The organism is Clostridium tyrobutyricum, assembly GCF_019144085.1.
GTDB classification, from domain to species: Bacteria; Bacillota; Clostridia; order Clostridiales; family Clostridiaceae; genus Clostridium_B; species Clostridium_B tyrobutyricum_A.
Genome location: NZ_JAHHUY010000014.1, coordinates 35,780 through 51,715, shown reverse-complemented (window position 1 = coordinate 51,715; position 15,936 = coordinate 35,780). Strand labels below are relative to the sequence as shown.

The 15,936-nt window shown below is 30.0% G+C and carries 15 protein-coding genes; all 15 read left to right on the top strand.

All coding sequences use genetic code 11. The annotated features are described in order from the left end of the window. Window positions 1–22 precede the first annotated feature (22 nt). The 15 genes from KM800_RS08055 to KM800_RS07985 all read left to right on the top strand — a co-directional run bounded on the left by KM800_RS08055 (window position 23) and on the right by KM800_RS07985 (window position 15,881). Complete coding sequence (locus tag KM800_RS08055) at window positions 23–874, top strand: dimethylarginine dimethylaminohydrolase family protein (protein ID WP_217812612.1); 852 nt, start codon at window positions 23–25, stop codon at window positions 872–874. 23 nt (window positions 875–897) lie between these two features. Continuing rightward, on the top strand, window positions 898–1,548 hold the full coding sequence (locus KM800_RS08050) for a GntR family transcriptional regulator (RefSeq protein ID WP_217812611.1): 651 nt from the start codon (window positions 898–900) through the stop codon (window positions 1,546–1,548). 13 nt (window positions 1,549–1,561) lie between these two features. Then, window positions 1,562–2,428, top strand: a complete 867-nt coding sequence (locus tag KM800_RS08045) for an AEC family transporter (protein WP_217812610.1) — start codon at window positions 1,562–1,564, stop codon at window positions 2,426–2,428. Between the two features lie 92 nt (window positions 2,429–2,520). After that, window positions 2,521–4,179, top strand: a complete 1,659-nt coding sequence (locus KM800_RS08040) for a M20/M25/M40 family metallo-hydrolase (RefSeq protein WP_217812609.1) — start codon at window positions 2,521–2,523, stop codon at window positions 4,177–4,179. 21 nt (window positions 4,180–4,200) lie between these two features. Next, window positions 4,201–5,475, top strand: coding sequence for an aspartate aminotransferase family protein (locus KM800_RS08035; protein ID WP_217812608.1), 1,275 nt, complete (start codon window positions 4,201–4,203; stop codon window positions 5,473–5,475). A 33-nt stretch (window positions 5,476–5,508) separates the two neighbouring features. Next, window positions 5,509–6,696, top strand: coding sequence for a pyridoxal phosphate-dependent aminotransferase (locus KM800_RS08030; protein WP_195510329.1), 1,188 nt, complete (start codon window positions 5,509–5,511; stop codon window positions 6,694–6,696). 43 nt (window positions 6,697–6,739) lie between these two features. Next, window positions 6,740–7,840, top strand: coding sequence for an iron-containing alcohol dehydrogenase family protein (locus tag KM800_RS08025; protein ID WP_217812607.1), 1,101 nt, complete (start codon window positions 6,740–6,742; stop codon window positions 7,838–7,840). Window positions 7,841–7,868: 28 nt separating this feature from the next. Continuing rightward, entirely contained in the window at window positions 7,869–8,849 is a 981-nt protein-coding gene (locus tag KM800_RS08020) for an NAD(P)-dependent oxidoreductase (RefSeq protein ID WP_217812606.1), read from the top strand. A gap of 190 nt (window positions 8,850–9,039) precedes the next feature. Further along, complete coding sequence (locus KM800_RS08015; RefSeq protein ID WP_254906493.1) at window positions 9,040–9,822, top strand: IclR family transcriptional regulator; 783 nt, start codon at window positions 9,040–9,042, stop codon at window positions 9,820–9,822. Window positions 9,823–10,120: 298 nt separating this feature from the next. Then, the gene (locus tag KM800_RS08010; protein WP_217812605.1) at window positions 10,121–11,368 is read left to right on the top strand and encodes a dicarboxylate/amino acid:cation symporter; all 1,248 of its coding nucleotides are present in this window, start codon (window positions 10,121–10,123) and stop codon (window positions 11,366–11,368) included. A 224-nt stretch (window positions 11,369–11,592) separates the two neighbouring features. Further along, window positions 11,593–12,546, top strand: coding sequence for a 2-hydroxyacid dehydrogenase (locus tag KM800_RS08005; RefSeq protein ID WP_217812604.1), 954 nt, complete (start codon window positions 11,593–11,595; stop codon window positions 12,544–12,546). A gap of 145 nt (window positions 12,547–12,691) precedes the next feature. After that, a complete protein-coding gene (locus tag KM800_RS08000) occupies window positions 12,692–13,552 on the top strand; it encodes a PhzF family phenazine biosynthesis protein (RefSeq protein WP_217812603.1) in 861 nt (286 codons plus the stop codon). 131 nt (window positions 13,553–13,683) lie between these two features. Next, entirely contained in the window at window positions 13,684–13,848 is a 165-nt protein-coding gene (locus tag KM800_RS07995) for a hypothetical protein (protein WP_155594193.1), read from the top strand. Window positions 13,849–14,063: 215 nt separating this feature from the next. Beyond that, complete coding sequence (locus KM800_RS07990) at window positions 14,064–14,411, top strand: hypothetical protein (protein WP_058952770.1); 348 nt, start codon at window positions 14,064–14,066, stop codon at window positions 14,409–14,411. A 66-nt stretch (window positions 14,412–14,477) separates the two neighbouring features. After that, complete coding sequence (locus KM800_RS07985) at window positions 14,478–15,881, top strand: sensor histidine kinase (RefSeq protein ID WP_058952799.1); 1,404 nt, start codon at window positions 14,478–14,480, stop codon at window positions 15,879–15,881. Window positions 15,882–15,936: the final 55 nt, after the last annotated feature.

Genomic DNA, 15,936 nt, shown 5'->3' with positions numbered 1-15,936 from the left:
AAATAGAAGGGACGATTTCAAGATGAGTAGATGTTTTGTTAAAAATTCGACTGGAGTATTAAAAAAGGTATTGCTTTGTCCACCTAATTATATGAAACTTCAGCCAATTAATGTTATAGCTGATAAATGGATAAAGGAAAATAATGGACTAAATATAGAGAAATGTATCAAAGAGCACAATGCTTTGATTAAAGCTTATGAGGAAAACGGTGTTGAAGTAGTTTTGATGAAACCGGAAGCAAAACTTACAAATGAAGTATTTGCAAGAGATTTTGGAGGTTGTATAAGAGAAGGATATATTTTAGGAAATTTTAAAGAACCGATTAGATATGGTGAAACAATAGCATATAAGAATAGGATGGAAGAGCTGGGAATTCCATGTGTTGCAAAAGTTGGTAAAGGCTATTTTGAAGGTGGGGACTTTTGGTTTTTAGATGATAATACTCTAGCAATTGGTGTTATTGCCAGAACAGATGAAACTGCTATAATAGAAATAAATGATCAAATTAGTAAATTTGGATATGAAATAACACCAGTTAAGTGTTCAGAGGAAAATCTTCACCTGGATATGTGTTTTAATATTGTAGATGAAAAAATAGCAGTAGCATGTAAAGCAGCTTTACCTGATAGTTTCCTTCGCACATTGGAAGAGAGAGATTTTAAATTGATAGATATTCCTCAGGAAGGTGTTTTTAAGCATCATTGTAATCTACAGGCACTGGGAAACAAGAGAGTAATATCACTTAAATCCAATGTAGAAGTAAATAGAAAACTAAAGGAGCTTGGGATCAAAGTAATAGAATTAGATTTAGAGGAAGTGCTTAAAAGTGGCGGTGGACCTCATTGTATGACTTTCCCGTTAGAAAGAATATAAATTAATAACTAAAGGAGAATAAGATGAACATATTACCCAAAATAGGAAATAAAGTTTCGTTAACACAAAAAGCCTACGATGCTATAAAAGAAGCAATTCTTACAAATAAACTTAAACCTGGAGAACTATTGATTGAAGAAAAGTTGGCAGAACAATTGGAGATAAGTAGAACCCCTTTGAGAAGTGCTTTAAAAATGTTGTCTTATGATCATTTAGTTACAATTAATTCTTCAAGAAATGTTATGGTTACCAATATAGATCAGGGCGAATTGAATCAAATTGCTGTTGTAAGGAAGGCATTGGAAACAACTGCAGTTATGGAATTAAAAAGTAATATAACTAAATGGGAAATAAAAGAACTGGGCAAAATAGTAACTGATCAATTTGAGGCCTATGAGCATAAAAATTATGATGAACTTATAGAAATGGAATATGAATTTCATGTTAAAATAGCAAAATATACAAAAAATAAATGGATATATGATATGGTCAAAACTTCAAATACTGTTGTCCAAAGGTATTTGGTGTTGTCGGGAAGTTTGAATAAATATGCAAAAGTTGCCATAGAAGAACATGAAGAAATAGTAAGATCCATAAAAAATGGTGAATTTGAAAAGGCTTCAGAAAATATGAAATATCATATAATAAATGTTAATGACAGAATGTTAAAATAAAGGATATCTTATGATGAAGAGTTTGATTGTTTTTAGGCAAATTATTATGTTGTTTTTAATCATTGGAGTAGGCTACTATGCCTCCAAAAAAGGAATTATTGATGAAAAGATGAATAAAGGTCTTTCTGATTTTATTGTTAGAATAACATTGCCTTTGCTGATATTGAGTTCCTTTAAAGGTAATTATTTACCGGATATGATGTCTATTATTATAAAAATACTAGTTTTTACGGTATTAATATTTATATTCAGTATAATTATAAGTAATTTACTAAATATTAAAATCAGCCGGGGAAAAAAATCTATAGCAGTATTTACAGGAATATTTTCCAATTGTGGTTTTATAGGTTTTTCAATTTTGAATATAGTTTATGGTCAAAAAGGGATATTATATGCTTCAATATTCAATCTCGTTTATAATTTATTTGTATGGACATTCGGGATAAGGATTTTTGTAAAAAAAACTGATGAAAATATATTAAAAAAAGTACTTGTGAACCCCAATATAATTTCTGTATTCATTGGACTAATATTAATTGTATTTTCTATTAGTATTCCATCTATTCTAGAAAATTTTTGTACTGCAGTAGGGGGAATGACTACTCCACTATCTATGATTGTAATTGGCTCCATACTTACACAGGTGGAAATAAAGGAGATTTTCAAGGATTTTTCTTTGTATTATATTTCGTTATTGAGATTATTAATTATACCATTTTTAATTTATCTGATATTAACTTTATTAAAAGTGGATAACTTGGTAAAAAGTATAATAGTTATTTCAGAGGCTATGCCGGCGGCAACTCTTTGTCCAATACTAGCTCAAAGTTATGGTGGAAATGTAAAATATGCATCACAGGCTGTTTTTATTACAACTTAGGTGTCTATAATTACAATACCTTTAGTAATAACTTTATTAAATATATAGAATTGTATACAAATACAAATACTTTAATGTGAGGTGGATTTAAATTGAATAATTTATTGAGTAATCTAGCTCAAGAAATAGAAAAATTGACATTGGAATTAGTTAATATACCGAGTATCAATGGCAGCGAAGGTGAAAGAAATGTATCCAATAAAATATACGAATATATAAAAAATATTGAATATTTTAAAAAGCATGGGCAATATTGTTTTCAAGTTCCTTTAATTAAAGATCCTTATGGAAGGATGAATGTATTTGCATTATTAAGAGGAGAAAAGAAGCCATCAAACAAGACAATAATTTTACATGGACATATGGATACTGTAGGTGTAGATGATTTTGGAAGTTTGTCAGAATTGGCTTTCTACCCTGATAAATTAGAAGAAAAATTAAAAGAACTGGATTTACCCGAAGAAGTAAAAAAAGATTTGAATAGTGGAGACTGGATATTTGGAAGAGGCGCTGCAGACATGAAAAGTGGTGTAGCTGTTCATCTAGCAGTGTTAAAGGAATTAAGTGAAAATGTTGAAAATTTTAGTGGAAATATTTTATTCATGTCCAACCCTGTGGAAGAAAATCAGCATACAGGTGTAATTGAGTCTCTGGATGTATTAAATGATTTAAAAAGAAAATATGGTCTAGATTATAAATTGGCTATAAATAATGATTATATCTGTCCTTTGTATCCAGGTGATAATAAAAAATATGTTTATACTGGTGCAGTAGGCAAAATCCTTCCTTCATTTTATATTGTTGGACAGGAGACTCATGTAGGACAATGCTTTGAAGGATTGAATCCTAATCAGATAGCTTCGGAATTAATAAAAGATATAAATTTAAATACAGATTTATGTGATGGATATAAGGGAGAATACACTCTTCCACCTTCCGTCTTAAAATATGAAGATTTAAAGAAAAGCTATAATGTACAAACACCTTTTGCAGCATTCACTTATTTTAATTACTTTATTCATAATGCTTCCATTAATGAAATTATAGAAAAACTAAAGATTATATCAAAAGAGTCTTTTGATAAAGTAATTTTAAATGTGAATGATAACTATAAAAAATTCTGTAAAATAGCGAATCAGAAATATGAACCTCTTCCATGGAAAACCAATGTAATGACATATTCGGAACTGTATAAAAAAGTAAAATCCAAATATGGGCATAAATTAGATGATGAGATAAATGGTTTAAGTAAAACTTTATTGGATCAGGGTATGGATATAAGAGAAGTTTGTCTTAATGTTGTAGATAAACTTTGGAAGATGAATAAGGAGAAAAAACCTGCTATTGTTCTATTCTTTGCACCACCTTACTGTCCTCACAATACTTTGAAGGATGAAAATGAATTTGAGAATAGTATAATAGAAAAAATTAAAAAGTGTGTAAATACTGTTGGAAAAGAAAATAATGAAGATTTTGAAGTATTGCAATTTTTCCCGAGTCTGTCTGATAGTAGTTATCTTAAAATAGATGATGACTTGAACTCTATAGAAAATTTAAAGAATAATCTTCCCAATTGGGCTGAAATATACAATATACCTGTAAATGAAATGAAAAAATTAAATATACCTGCAATTAACTATGGATGCTATGGCAAGGATGCTCATAAGTGGACGGAAAGAGTGTACAAACCATATTCCTTTAATACATTACCAAAATTAATTTCGTCAACAGTGTATGAATTTTTAAAATAATAAATTTGAGAGGTGTACTTTATGAGCAATTTATATGAAAGAAGTTTGAATGTAATCCCACCAGTGGCAGCAAGAGCTACAAAGCTGGGGGTTGTAAAGGGAGAAGGTTCTTATCTGATAACGGAGGATGGAAAAAAGATACTTGATTTTGCCAGTGGTGTAGCTGTATGCAATATAGGACATAACAATAAAGCTGTAGTAGAAGCAGCTACAAAGCAAATCCAACAATTAATACACGGAGGGCATAATGTAGTCTATTATGAAACCTATGTAAAACTGGCGGAGAAGTTAGTTGAATTAACAGGTGGGGATACTATGGTTTATTTTAGCAACAGTGGTGCGGAGGCCAATGAAGGTGCCATAAAATTAGCCAAGTACGTAAGTAAAAGACAGGGAATTATATCCTTTAAAGGCTCATTTCACGGCAGAACTCTTGGTACTACATCTATAACAGCTTCAAATTCTGCCTATAGAAAGAATTATGAGGGACTTTTGCCAAGTGTGTATTTTGCAGAATATGCAAATTGTTTTAGATGTCCTTACAAGCAAAAGAAGGAAAGTTGCTCTATGGAATGTGTTGAACAATTTGACGATATATTCAAAAGAATTATTGATCCACATAGTGTAGCTGCAATAATTATGGAACCCATTCAGGGAGAGGGCGGTTATATTGTACCACCAAAAGAATTTATGAAGGCTATAAGAGAAATTTGCGACAAGTATGGTATATATCTTATTTTTGATGAAGTACAAACTGGTTTTGGTAGAACAGGAAAGATGTTTGCACATGAGAATTTTGATGTAAAACCTGATATTATGACCTGTGCCAAAGCTATTGCTTCCGGCTTTCCACTTAGTGCCGTAATAGGTAAAAAGGAAATTATGAAAAATTGGCCTGCAGGAGCTCATGGAGGAACTTTCGGTGGAAATCCTGTATCCTGTGCAGCATCATTGGCAACTATAGATCAATTGGAAAATGGTGCAATAGAAAATGGTGTTGAGTCTGGTGCATATTTGAAGAAAAGATTGTTTGAGCTAAAAGAAAAGTATCCAATAATAGGTGATGTAAGAGGAATAGGTTTGATGCTTGCCATGGAATTTGTAGGAGAAAATAATGTTCCAAATGGCAGGGCCGTAAAAAATATTATTAATTACAGTATAGAACATGGATTGATTTTATTAAATTGTGGAACATATAAAAATGTATTAAGATTTATTGCTCCAACTACAGTTTCAAAGAGCGAAATAGAAGAAGCACTTGTAATAATAGAAGAAGCTATTGTAAAAGAATGTTAGAAGTTAAAAATATTATAAGAAAGGTGATTATATATGGAGCATAGATTTATTTCAAAGAGATACTGGAAAGATGCAACTACCATTATGGATGATGACCTGGCAAAAAATTTAAAACATGATGATACAATAAATTTAAGTATAGGTGTTCCTGATTTTATAACTCCTAAGGAAATAATTGACAGGGCAATGGAGGATGCTGAAAATGGACATACCAAGTATACTGCACCCATAGGTGACTCTGAATTGATTGAAGAAATAGTGAAGTTCTACTCCGATAAATATAATTTTAATGTTGAAAAAAATGAGGTGATGACGGTAGTGGGTGCCTGTCATGGAATGTACCTGGCACTGGAGGCAGTTACTGACGTAGAAGATGAGGTCATAATTCACGAGCCTTATTTTACACCTTATAAAGAACAAGTGAATTTAGTCGGTTGTAAACCAGTTATGTTGAAGACTTTGGAAGAAGATGACTTTAATATCAATATAGACAGGTTAAAATCGGTTATAACTAAAAAGACAAAGGCTATAATTTTGAACTCGCCTAATAATCCGACAGGAGCCTGTTTTGATAGGAAATTGCTTGAAGAAATATCAAAGGTAGCTATAGAAAATGATTTAATAGTAATATCTGATGAAGTATATGATGCTTTTACTTATGAAGGAGAATTTTGCCCTATTGCTTCCATACCAGGCATGAAGGAAAGAACAATAACTATTGGAAGCTTTTCCAAAGGATATGCTATGACAGGTTGGAGAATTGGACATGTTATTGCTCCTGATTTCATAGTAAATTGTATGAAAAATATTAATGAAAATATATGTTATTCAGCACCATCTGTTTCACAAAGAGCAGCTTTACATGCATTGAGGCTGAGAAAAAAAGTACAGCCTGAAATGATAGAAGAATTTAAAAATAGAATGTTTTACTCATATGAGAGAATAAATGGAATTCATGGATTAAGTGTGCTTCCAATTAAAGGAGGTATATATAATTTTGTAAATATCAAGGGTACAGGGATGACTTCAAATGAATTTGCAAAAATGCTTGCCAGGGAAGTTCATGTTATCGTCATACCGGGCACTTCCTTTGGGGAAAGTGGAGAGGGATATGTAAGAATTGCCTGTACTGTTGGGATTGAAACCCTTAAAGAAGCTTTTGATAGAATTGAGAATATTTTGCATAAAAAGTGTACCGGTATAACTATGAGTATAAAATAATGGGTAGTATCACCTATAATTTACTAAAAATATGGAGGATGAAATGAAATTTGAATTTTTATTGCCTACAAAAATAATATTTGAAAGAAATTGTATAAGAAAAAATGGACACAAATTAGCTGAATATGGGAAAAAAGCTATGATTGTTACAGGAAGAAATTCAGCAAGGGCATGTGGTGCACTTCAAGACGTTGAGGATGCATTGAATGACAATAATATTTCTTACATTATTTATAATAAAATAGAAAACAATCCATCTATAGAAAATGTGCTTGATGCTTCTAATATAGGAAAAACTGAAAAAGTTGATTTTGTTATAGGAATTGGGGGAGGGTCTCCGATCGATGCATCAAAAGCAATTGGAGTTCTTATAGCTAATGATATAGCCAAAAAAGAATTATTTCTCAATGAATTCAATAAGTCCCTTCCTGTTGTTGCAGTACCTACAACGGCTGGAACTGGAAGTGAAGCAACTCCTTATAGTGTTTTACTCAGAAAGGACCTGGAAACAAAAGTTAGTTTTGGAACGAAGGATACCTTTCCAAAGTGTGCTTTTTTAGATCCAAAGTACACAAATTCATTGAGCATAGAAACTACAGTCAATACTGCGGTAGATGCATTTACACATGTATTTGAAAGTTATCTTTCCAGAAGAAGTACCATTTTAAGTTCAGCATTTGCTTTGGATGGAATCAGAATATTTGGAGAATGCATTGAAGCACTTGCAGAAAATAAAATTGATGATGAAATCAGAGAAAAACTTATGTATGTATCTTTGCTTGGAGGAATTGTCATTGCTCAAACTGGAGTTACAATTGCCCATGGTATGGGTTATTGCTATACCTATTTCAAAAATATACCACATGGTAAAGCAAATGGTCTTTTGATGGATGCATATATTAGATTTAATTACATAGAGGAAAAAGAAAGAATAGATACAGCCATGAATAAAATGGGATTTAAATCCATTGATGAATTTACTGATTTGCTTGGAAAATTACTTGGAAATCCTCCCAAACTTACAAAAGAAGAAATTGAACATTATACAGAACTTACACTGCTTCAGAAAGGAAGCATGTCGAATACAGCTAGAAAGGTGGACAAAGAGGCCATCCGATATCTTTGGGAGCAAACTCAAAAATAAAGGAATTAAAAGAAGGGGAAGTGAAACTGTGAAGATCTTGATTAGTGATTATCCTGGTACTTGCGGCAGGGATACTTGTTACGAAGAGAAGATTTTAAAAGAGCATATTAAAGATGTTCAAGTTGTTTTTCATGAATATTCAGATGAAAATAAAGCAGAATTTTTTAAAGAGCTGAAAGATGCAGATGGACTGATTACTGCTTTTATTAAAATTGATGGTGAAGTTCTTGACAGGGCACCCAAACTTAAATGTATATCGATTAATGCAACAGGATACAATAATGTTGATATTAAAGAGTTAAAAGCGAGAAAAATTGGCTTGTGCAATGTACATGAATATTGCACCCAGGAAGTGGCTGAACACACACTTGCCCTTATATTATCATTGTCCAGGCAAATAAAGCACTATCAAAATGATATAGAAGAAAAAAATATTTGGGACTATAATACTGCTTCTGGAATGAGACGAATAAAGGGACAAACTTTGGCTATATTTGGTCTGGGAAGAATAGGTCAAGTTGTAGCAAAAATGGCACAGGCTTTTGGAATGAAGGTCATGGCTGTAGATGATTTTCTTCCTCCGGAAATCGCTAAAAAATTAAATGTTAAAATGGTAGATAAGGAAACTGCATTAAAAGATGCGGATATTATTTCAAATCATATGAATCAAACTGATAAGACAACCTATTATTTTGCCATTGATGAATTTCAGAAGATGAAAAAGTGTCCAATTTTTATCAATGTTGCAAGAGGTGCTGCCGTAAAAGAAGCGGATTTGAAAAGGGCGTTGGATGAAGGACTTGTTCGCGGTGCAGGTTTGGATGTTCTGGAAGATGAAAATCCTATTTTAAAAAATAATCCATTCCTACACAGGGAAAATGTTATCTTGACTCCCCATGCAGCATTTTATTCTCAGACATCTATAAAAGATCTACAGAGGATTTCCTGTGAAAATATAGCATATTTTTTAAAGGGTGAATATGAAAAGGTGTTTAAGATGATATTTTAAAATTAAACAAAATTGAGTATAAAAACATCAATAGTGTATCTCATCGGGTAGCAAATAGTGTTGACTATTGATATAATAGTAATTATTAAAATGATAAGGCTATTTTAAAAAATGTTAATATTAAAGAAAATTCGAGTTTGTTAAAGTTGATAGAGTCTATATAGTATGAATTAAGGAGTGTTATATTAAGTTGCTAAAAGGTAAATTAGACAAATCTGTCAGCAATAATCAATCTGTTGAGAGAGTTTTTAAAATAATAGAATTAATGTCCGAATATGGTGAACCAATGAGATTGCAGACTATATCACAAGAATTGAATATACCGGCTACTACAGTTCTGAGATTTTTATATACATTAATGCAGTGCGGATATGTTGAACAGGACAGGGAGACTTTAAAATATTATTTGACACTAAAAATATGTGCTATATCAAATAAAGTGAAATCAAATAATCAAATATCATATGTGGCTAAACCATATTTATTCTCTTTATCAAAAATAGTTAAAGAATCTGTATGCCTTGCAATAGAAAAGGATATGACTATAATATATATTGATGTAGTTGACGGCCCAGATCAAATGCTAAAGACTATGCAGAGAATAGGCAATATTGCTCCAATGCATTGTACTGGTATCGGTAAATTGATATTGTTGGATAAAAGTGAAGAAGATATAGATTACATGATAGAAAATAAAGGCCTCACTAAATTCACTGACAATACTTTGATAACTAAAGAGAGTTTGATGAATGAATTAAAAGAAATATCAAAACTGGGATATGCTTTTGATAATGAAGAATGTGAGATAGGTGCTAGGTGTGTGGCAGTTCCAATAAAAGATTATACTGGAAAGATTGTTGCAGGAATAAGCGTAACAGGTTCTATTTTTAAGATTACTGATGAGTTTGTTGATAAAAATATAAAATATCTTTTTGAAGCGTCGGAGAAGATATCAAGTACATTGGGATATTAATTTAGTAATTAAAATAAAATACATTAAATATTCTAAAAAAGTTGGAACAATTTGTTCTGGCTTTTTTTATTTACTAAAAAACAATTGGCATCAATTTAGCTTAAATATTAATAAATTATCAATAAAAAATAAAAAAATACAATAAAGTGGCAATTAAACTATTGTAAAAAAACAAAATGTGAAATATAATTAAATAAACAAATAAAGGAATATAATTTCAATATATGAAATTATATTAAATGTCATAGGTTATTAAAGGTTTAAATTTAGTTTTTAAATATAAAAGGGGAGAGAGAGTATGAAAAAAATATCAGATATTAAATTAATAATAATTGCTATGATTTTAGGTATTGCAGCAGGTGTACTTATTGGAAAACCCATAGGAAATATTAAATTCTTGGGTTATATATTTTTAAGATTAATACAGATGTCTGTTGTTATTCTCATAATGGGAGCAGTTATAGAAGCTGTTGGTTCCCTGGATCCAGATGAACTAGGAAGACTGGGAGGAAAAACACTTATTGGTTTTCTCGTAACTACGGTAATAGCTGCAGCAGTAGGTATAGTATTGGCTAATATTTTAAAACCTGGTTCAGGAATAATAGGAATGAATAATCTTCATAGTAGCATTAAAGCTGTAAATCAAAGCTTCTCAGATATAATAGTTAATTTCTTCCCTAAAAATATTATGGAATCTTTAAGTACAGGAAATACAATACAGGTTATTATATTTGCACTGCTATTTGGACTATCATTGAGTATAATAGGCAAAAAAGAAGGCAATACTACTATATTAAATATCGTAAAACAAATTAATGTTGTATTAACTCACATAATTAAAATTGTCATGAAATCAGCACCAATAGGAATATTTGCATTAATTGCATGGGTTGTAGGAACAACTGGTATTAAAGTAATAATTCCACTTGCTAAATTTTTATTAGCTATGGGCATAGGAAGTATAGGAATACTGTTGGTTACAGTTCTGATAGCTGCTTTATATGCAAAAGTAAGTCCTGTAAAATTATTAGCTAAATTTTATAGAATGTTAGTTGTTGCGTTTACTACTACCTCATCAGCAGTTACACTACCTATAGAAATGGAAGATGCAGAGAAAAAAATAGGTATAAATAAGAGAGTTTCAAGTTTGGTTCTTCCATTGGGTATGTCTTTAAACAGTGGTGGATTGGCACTTTATCTTGCACTTGCTTGTTTAACTGTTGCTCAATTCTTTAATATTAATTTAACTTTATCACAGCAAATAACAGTTGTAGTAATGTCAACTCTAGCAACTTTGGGAACAGTAGTTGTTCCAGGTGGAGGACTTGTTGCTCTTGCAATTGTTTTTCCAACATTGGGACTTCCGGTAGAAGGAATTGCATTATTGGCAGGAATAGATTGGTTTTCAGGTATGTTTAGAACTGTATTGAATGTTTTCAATGATGTTATAGTAGCATTTATTATTGCAGTAAATGAAAAAGAGTTAGATAGAAGTATTTTTAACAATGAAGTTGTAGGAGATCTTAAAGAAAGTAAAGCTATGTAATGCAAATATCACAATAGAAGTATATAGAGAATTAAATTTACAAAGATTATTGCAAGAATACTATAAAACGTTTATAATAAAATTAAAGTATTATTGAAATTAAATTTCAATATGTGAAATTGACATATAGGCTATTTTATATAAAAAGAAAAAATATCAAGTATCTATATTCTAAAGATTGTAATCAAGTTGCAGTAATTAAAAAACAGGAGGATTTTTTATTTATGAATATTGTTATGATAGAACCTTTAGGGATTAGTAAAGAAAAAATTAATGGACTTGCAGAAACACTAGTAAGCAATGGACATAAATTTGTATATTATGATACAAGAACGCAGGATACAGAAGAATTAATTAAAAGAGCAAAGAATGCAGATATTGTTATGCTTGCAAATTTGCCTTTCAGAAAAGAAGTTATCGAAAATTGTCCTAATTTAAAGATGATATCTGTTGCATTTACAGGAGTGGATCATGTAGACATAGCTGTATGCAAAGAGAGAGGTATTACTGTTTGCAATGCTGCAGGATATTCAACAAATGCAGTGGCAGAACTTTCATTTGGACTTGCAATATCAGTAATTCGTAATATAGTGCCATGTGATAATGCAACTAGAACTGAGAAAACTAAAGATGGACTTGTAGGAACAGAATTATTCAATAAAAAATTTGGTATTGTTGGAACGGGGGCTATTGGTCTTAGAGTAGCTGAAATAGCAAGGGCATTTGGCTGCGAATTATTGGCTTATAGTAGAACTCAAAAACAAGAGGCTATTGAAAAAGGTGTAAAATATGTTGATCTTGATACTCTTTTAAAAGAAAGTGATATAGTATCGTTACATGTACCTTTGAATGAAAGTACAAAGCATTTGATTGACGAGAAAAAATTGGCTCTTTTAAAGCCGACTTCCATATTAATAAATACATCAAGGGGACCAGTTGTGGACAATGCAGCCTTGGCTAAAGCACTTAATGAAGGTAAAATAGCAGGTGCAGGTATTGACGTCTTTGAAACTGAGCCACCAATAGCTAGTGCACATCCTCTTGTACATACTAAAAATACAGTTTTAACTCCACATGTAGCATTTGCAACTCAAGAGGCACTTTATACTCGTGCACAGATAGTATTCGATAATATTGATAAATGGATTAAGGGAACACCTCAAAATCTTGTCGGCTAATTATGAAGCTTAAAACTTTCAAATGATTAAATAATTTGGCAGTCCTTGAATTGAGGACTGTTATTTTTCACATGTTTATCATATAAAAATTGTAAATTCAAGTTTGAAAATGTTATTATATTCATATATAAAATAGGAGAATAAAATGGATTTAGAAATTTATACAATGAATTCTTTTGCAAAGACAAGAATGGGTGGAAACCCTGCTGGAGTTGTTTTAAATGCAGATTCTTTATTTAAAAAAGATATGCAGAGAATAGCGAGAAAAGTAGGATTTTCAGAAACTGCATTTGTTAAAAAATCAGATAATGTTGATTTTAAAGTCCTATTCTTTACACCCAATAGGGAAGTAGAGTTGTGTGGTCATGCTACTATTGCAACCTTTACACTATTATTATATAAAAATATTATTAATGAAGGTATATATAAGCAGGAGACGAAGTCTGGTATTTTAAATGTAGAATGTAGAAATAATAAAATTTATATGGATCAATGTAGTCCTGAATTTCATAAAATATTAGATAAAAGATACATAGCTCACACATTGAATATTGATGAAAATAATATTATGGATAATATTCCAATTCAAATTGTATCTACTGGATTGAAAGATATTTTAATTCCAGTTAAATCACTGAAAGCCTTGTATGATGTTAAGCCTGACTTTAATAAGATTTCACATATTTGCAGTAAAGAAGGTGCCGTTGGATATCATGTTTTTACAATGGAGACAAAGTGCAGTTCAACAGCGCATTGCAGAAATTTTGCACCACTGTATGATATTGATGAGGAATCTGCTACAGGTACTTCAAATGGAGCATTAGGATGTTATCTTTACAAATATGGTATTATAGATGAGGATTCTGCCAGAAATTTAGTTTTCGAACAGGGATATTGTATGGGTAGACCTTCTGAAATTCTGGTTGAGCTGGATACTTACAATAATTGCATAAGGCGGGTCAGAGTAGGGGGAACTGCTTTAAAAATAGAGAAGAGAATTATATAGACAAGATTATTAAAAGTAGCTGATATTTATCATGTTGAATTCTAATTATGTAGTTGGGATAATTTTAGTGATACATGGAGTGAAGCAAATAAATTTTCGGTACTTTGATTGCATGTATTGGAATTGCATCTTTGATAATATCAGTAATTTGTAATCTTATGTACAGAAATAATTTTGCACATTCATCTAAAATTTCTTCAACAACAACTATAATAATGATTTTTGCATCTATAGCAGCTACTGAAATTTATCTAAGAATGATATTTGATAAAAACGGCAATAAAAAAGTTATTTAATGATTTAAGAATGAGTATAGATTTGATATTATATAAATCTATACTCATTTTATTTTCTCTAAATTGATGTAACAAAATATGTTATATACATAAATCCATATTTTTACCATATATTTCACATATATCACACAAACTTAATATTATTAGTACATTTTATAACCATAATTTTTTATTATATTATTGTTAAACTTATATTGTATAGGAATGGTAATATTATGTATATTATAATTCATGCATTGGAAATATACTTTGTACTTTGTTTTTTTATAGCATGTATATTTATATTAATTGGATATATGAGAAATAGAAATAGAATATATCCCTACAATTATGATAAAAATAATTCTCATATATATGAGATATATGAAATGGAAGAATATTTGGAAATACAAGTATGTAGTGCTGAAAAATCAAGTTTCATTATAACTATAGATCCTTCACAGTATTATATATTTCGCAAAGCCGTATATAACTTGGGGTATTTGTATGAGAAAGTAGATGTTAAAAATTCTAAATATAAAGTGTGGGGATACTGTACTAGTCTGAAAAAAGTGAATAAATAAGCTGGTTCAAATATTAAAATTAAGGTGGTAGCATTGTTTAAGAAGATATTTAGGATAAATTCATTGATGATGAGAATATGGATTACTTTTACAGCTACAAGTATAATAATTATATTCTGTATTTCGTTTTTATATATGTTTAGTTTTCGTACATTTGATGAAGAGGCACATATGAAGGATATGAAGGTAGCACATGAAATGTTATTAAAAAGCAACGATTTTAGTCATCCAGTTGAATTTAACAATTTGAGGAATTTAAAAAAGGTAGAAAATTTTATAGTTGAAAATAGAAATAATAATAGAAAAATAGTTTATTTAAATAGACTACCTAACTTTCCAAATTCAAGAAGGTATGTTGAGAAAAGAAATTTAAATGAAAGTAGTCAGACTTTGCATATAAATAAAACTTCTAATAATTTTTCTGACCATGACCAGAATATGAATATGTACTGGATGTCAAACTTAACAAAACATGTAAGAGGTGAATCTCAGTTCAAAGTGTATCATAATAAAGTAAAATTTTTAATAGTAATAAGTCCTATTGCAGATAGAAATATATCTAAATTGTTTTTAGTAACCTATATGCCATATTTTAAAGATAATTCAATGTTTTATGAAGCTATTGCTATAGGAGTTATATTTATTATAATGGCACTTTTTACATCAAAGATTGTTGCAAATTTCATATCAAAGCCATTAAAAAATTTGGAAGGTTATACAAAAAAAATAGCAAATAAAAATTGGGACAAACCTATTAAAATAACGAGTTATGATGAAATAGGAAGGCTTGCGGATTCGATGAATATTATGCAGAGAAAACTAAAGTATGCAGATGAAAATGAGAAGATATTTCTTCAGAGTATATCACATGATTTAAAGACACCTGTTATGATAATTATGAGTTATGCTGAAGCAATTATAGATGGAGTGTATATGGGTTCTATTGAAAAAACAGCAAATATAATAAAGAAAGAAGCTATTAATCTTGACAACAGAATTAAAAAGATATTATATTTAAATACTTTAGAATATGCGCTAGAGAACTATAATGATGTCCAAAATATAAATTTAAAAGATATTGTTTTAAATATGGTTGATAGGTTTCGATTAATAAATAATAAAATAAATTGGGATGTTGATATAAAAAAAATTGTTATTGCAGCAGATGAGGAAAAAATCAATGTATGTATAGAAAATATATTGGATAATGCTTTAAGATATGCTAGAAGTATTATAAGGGTAAGCTTAAAAACAGAAAACAATAAATCTATACTTGAAATCTATAATGACGGGAATAATATAAATAATGATGCAGTTAAATATATATTCAATAGTTTATATAAAGATAAAACTGGTAATTTTGGACTTGGATTGGCTATCTCCAAAAAGATAATAGACTTTTATAAAGGAAATATTAAGATGATAAATCGAGAAGAGGGTGTTAGCTTTATAATTTCTTTCCCACTTTAAATAATCTAATATTTATTATGATATATTTAATATTTATATGATATTATCTTAAATA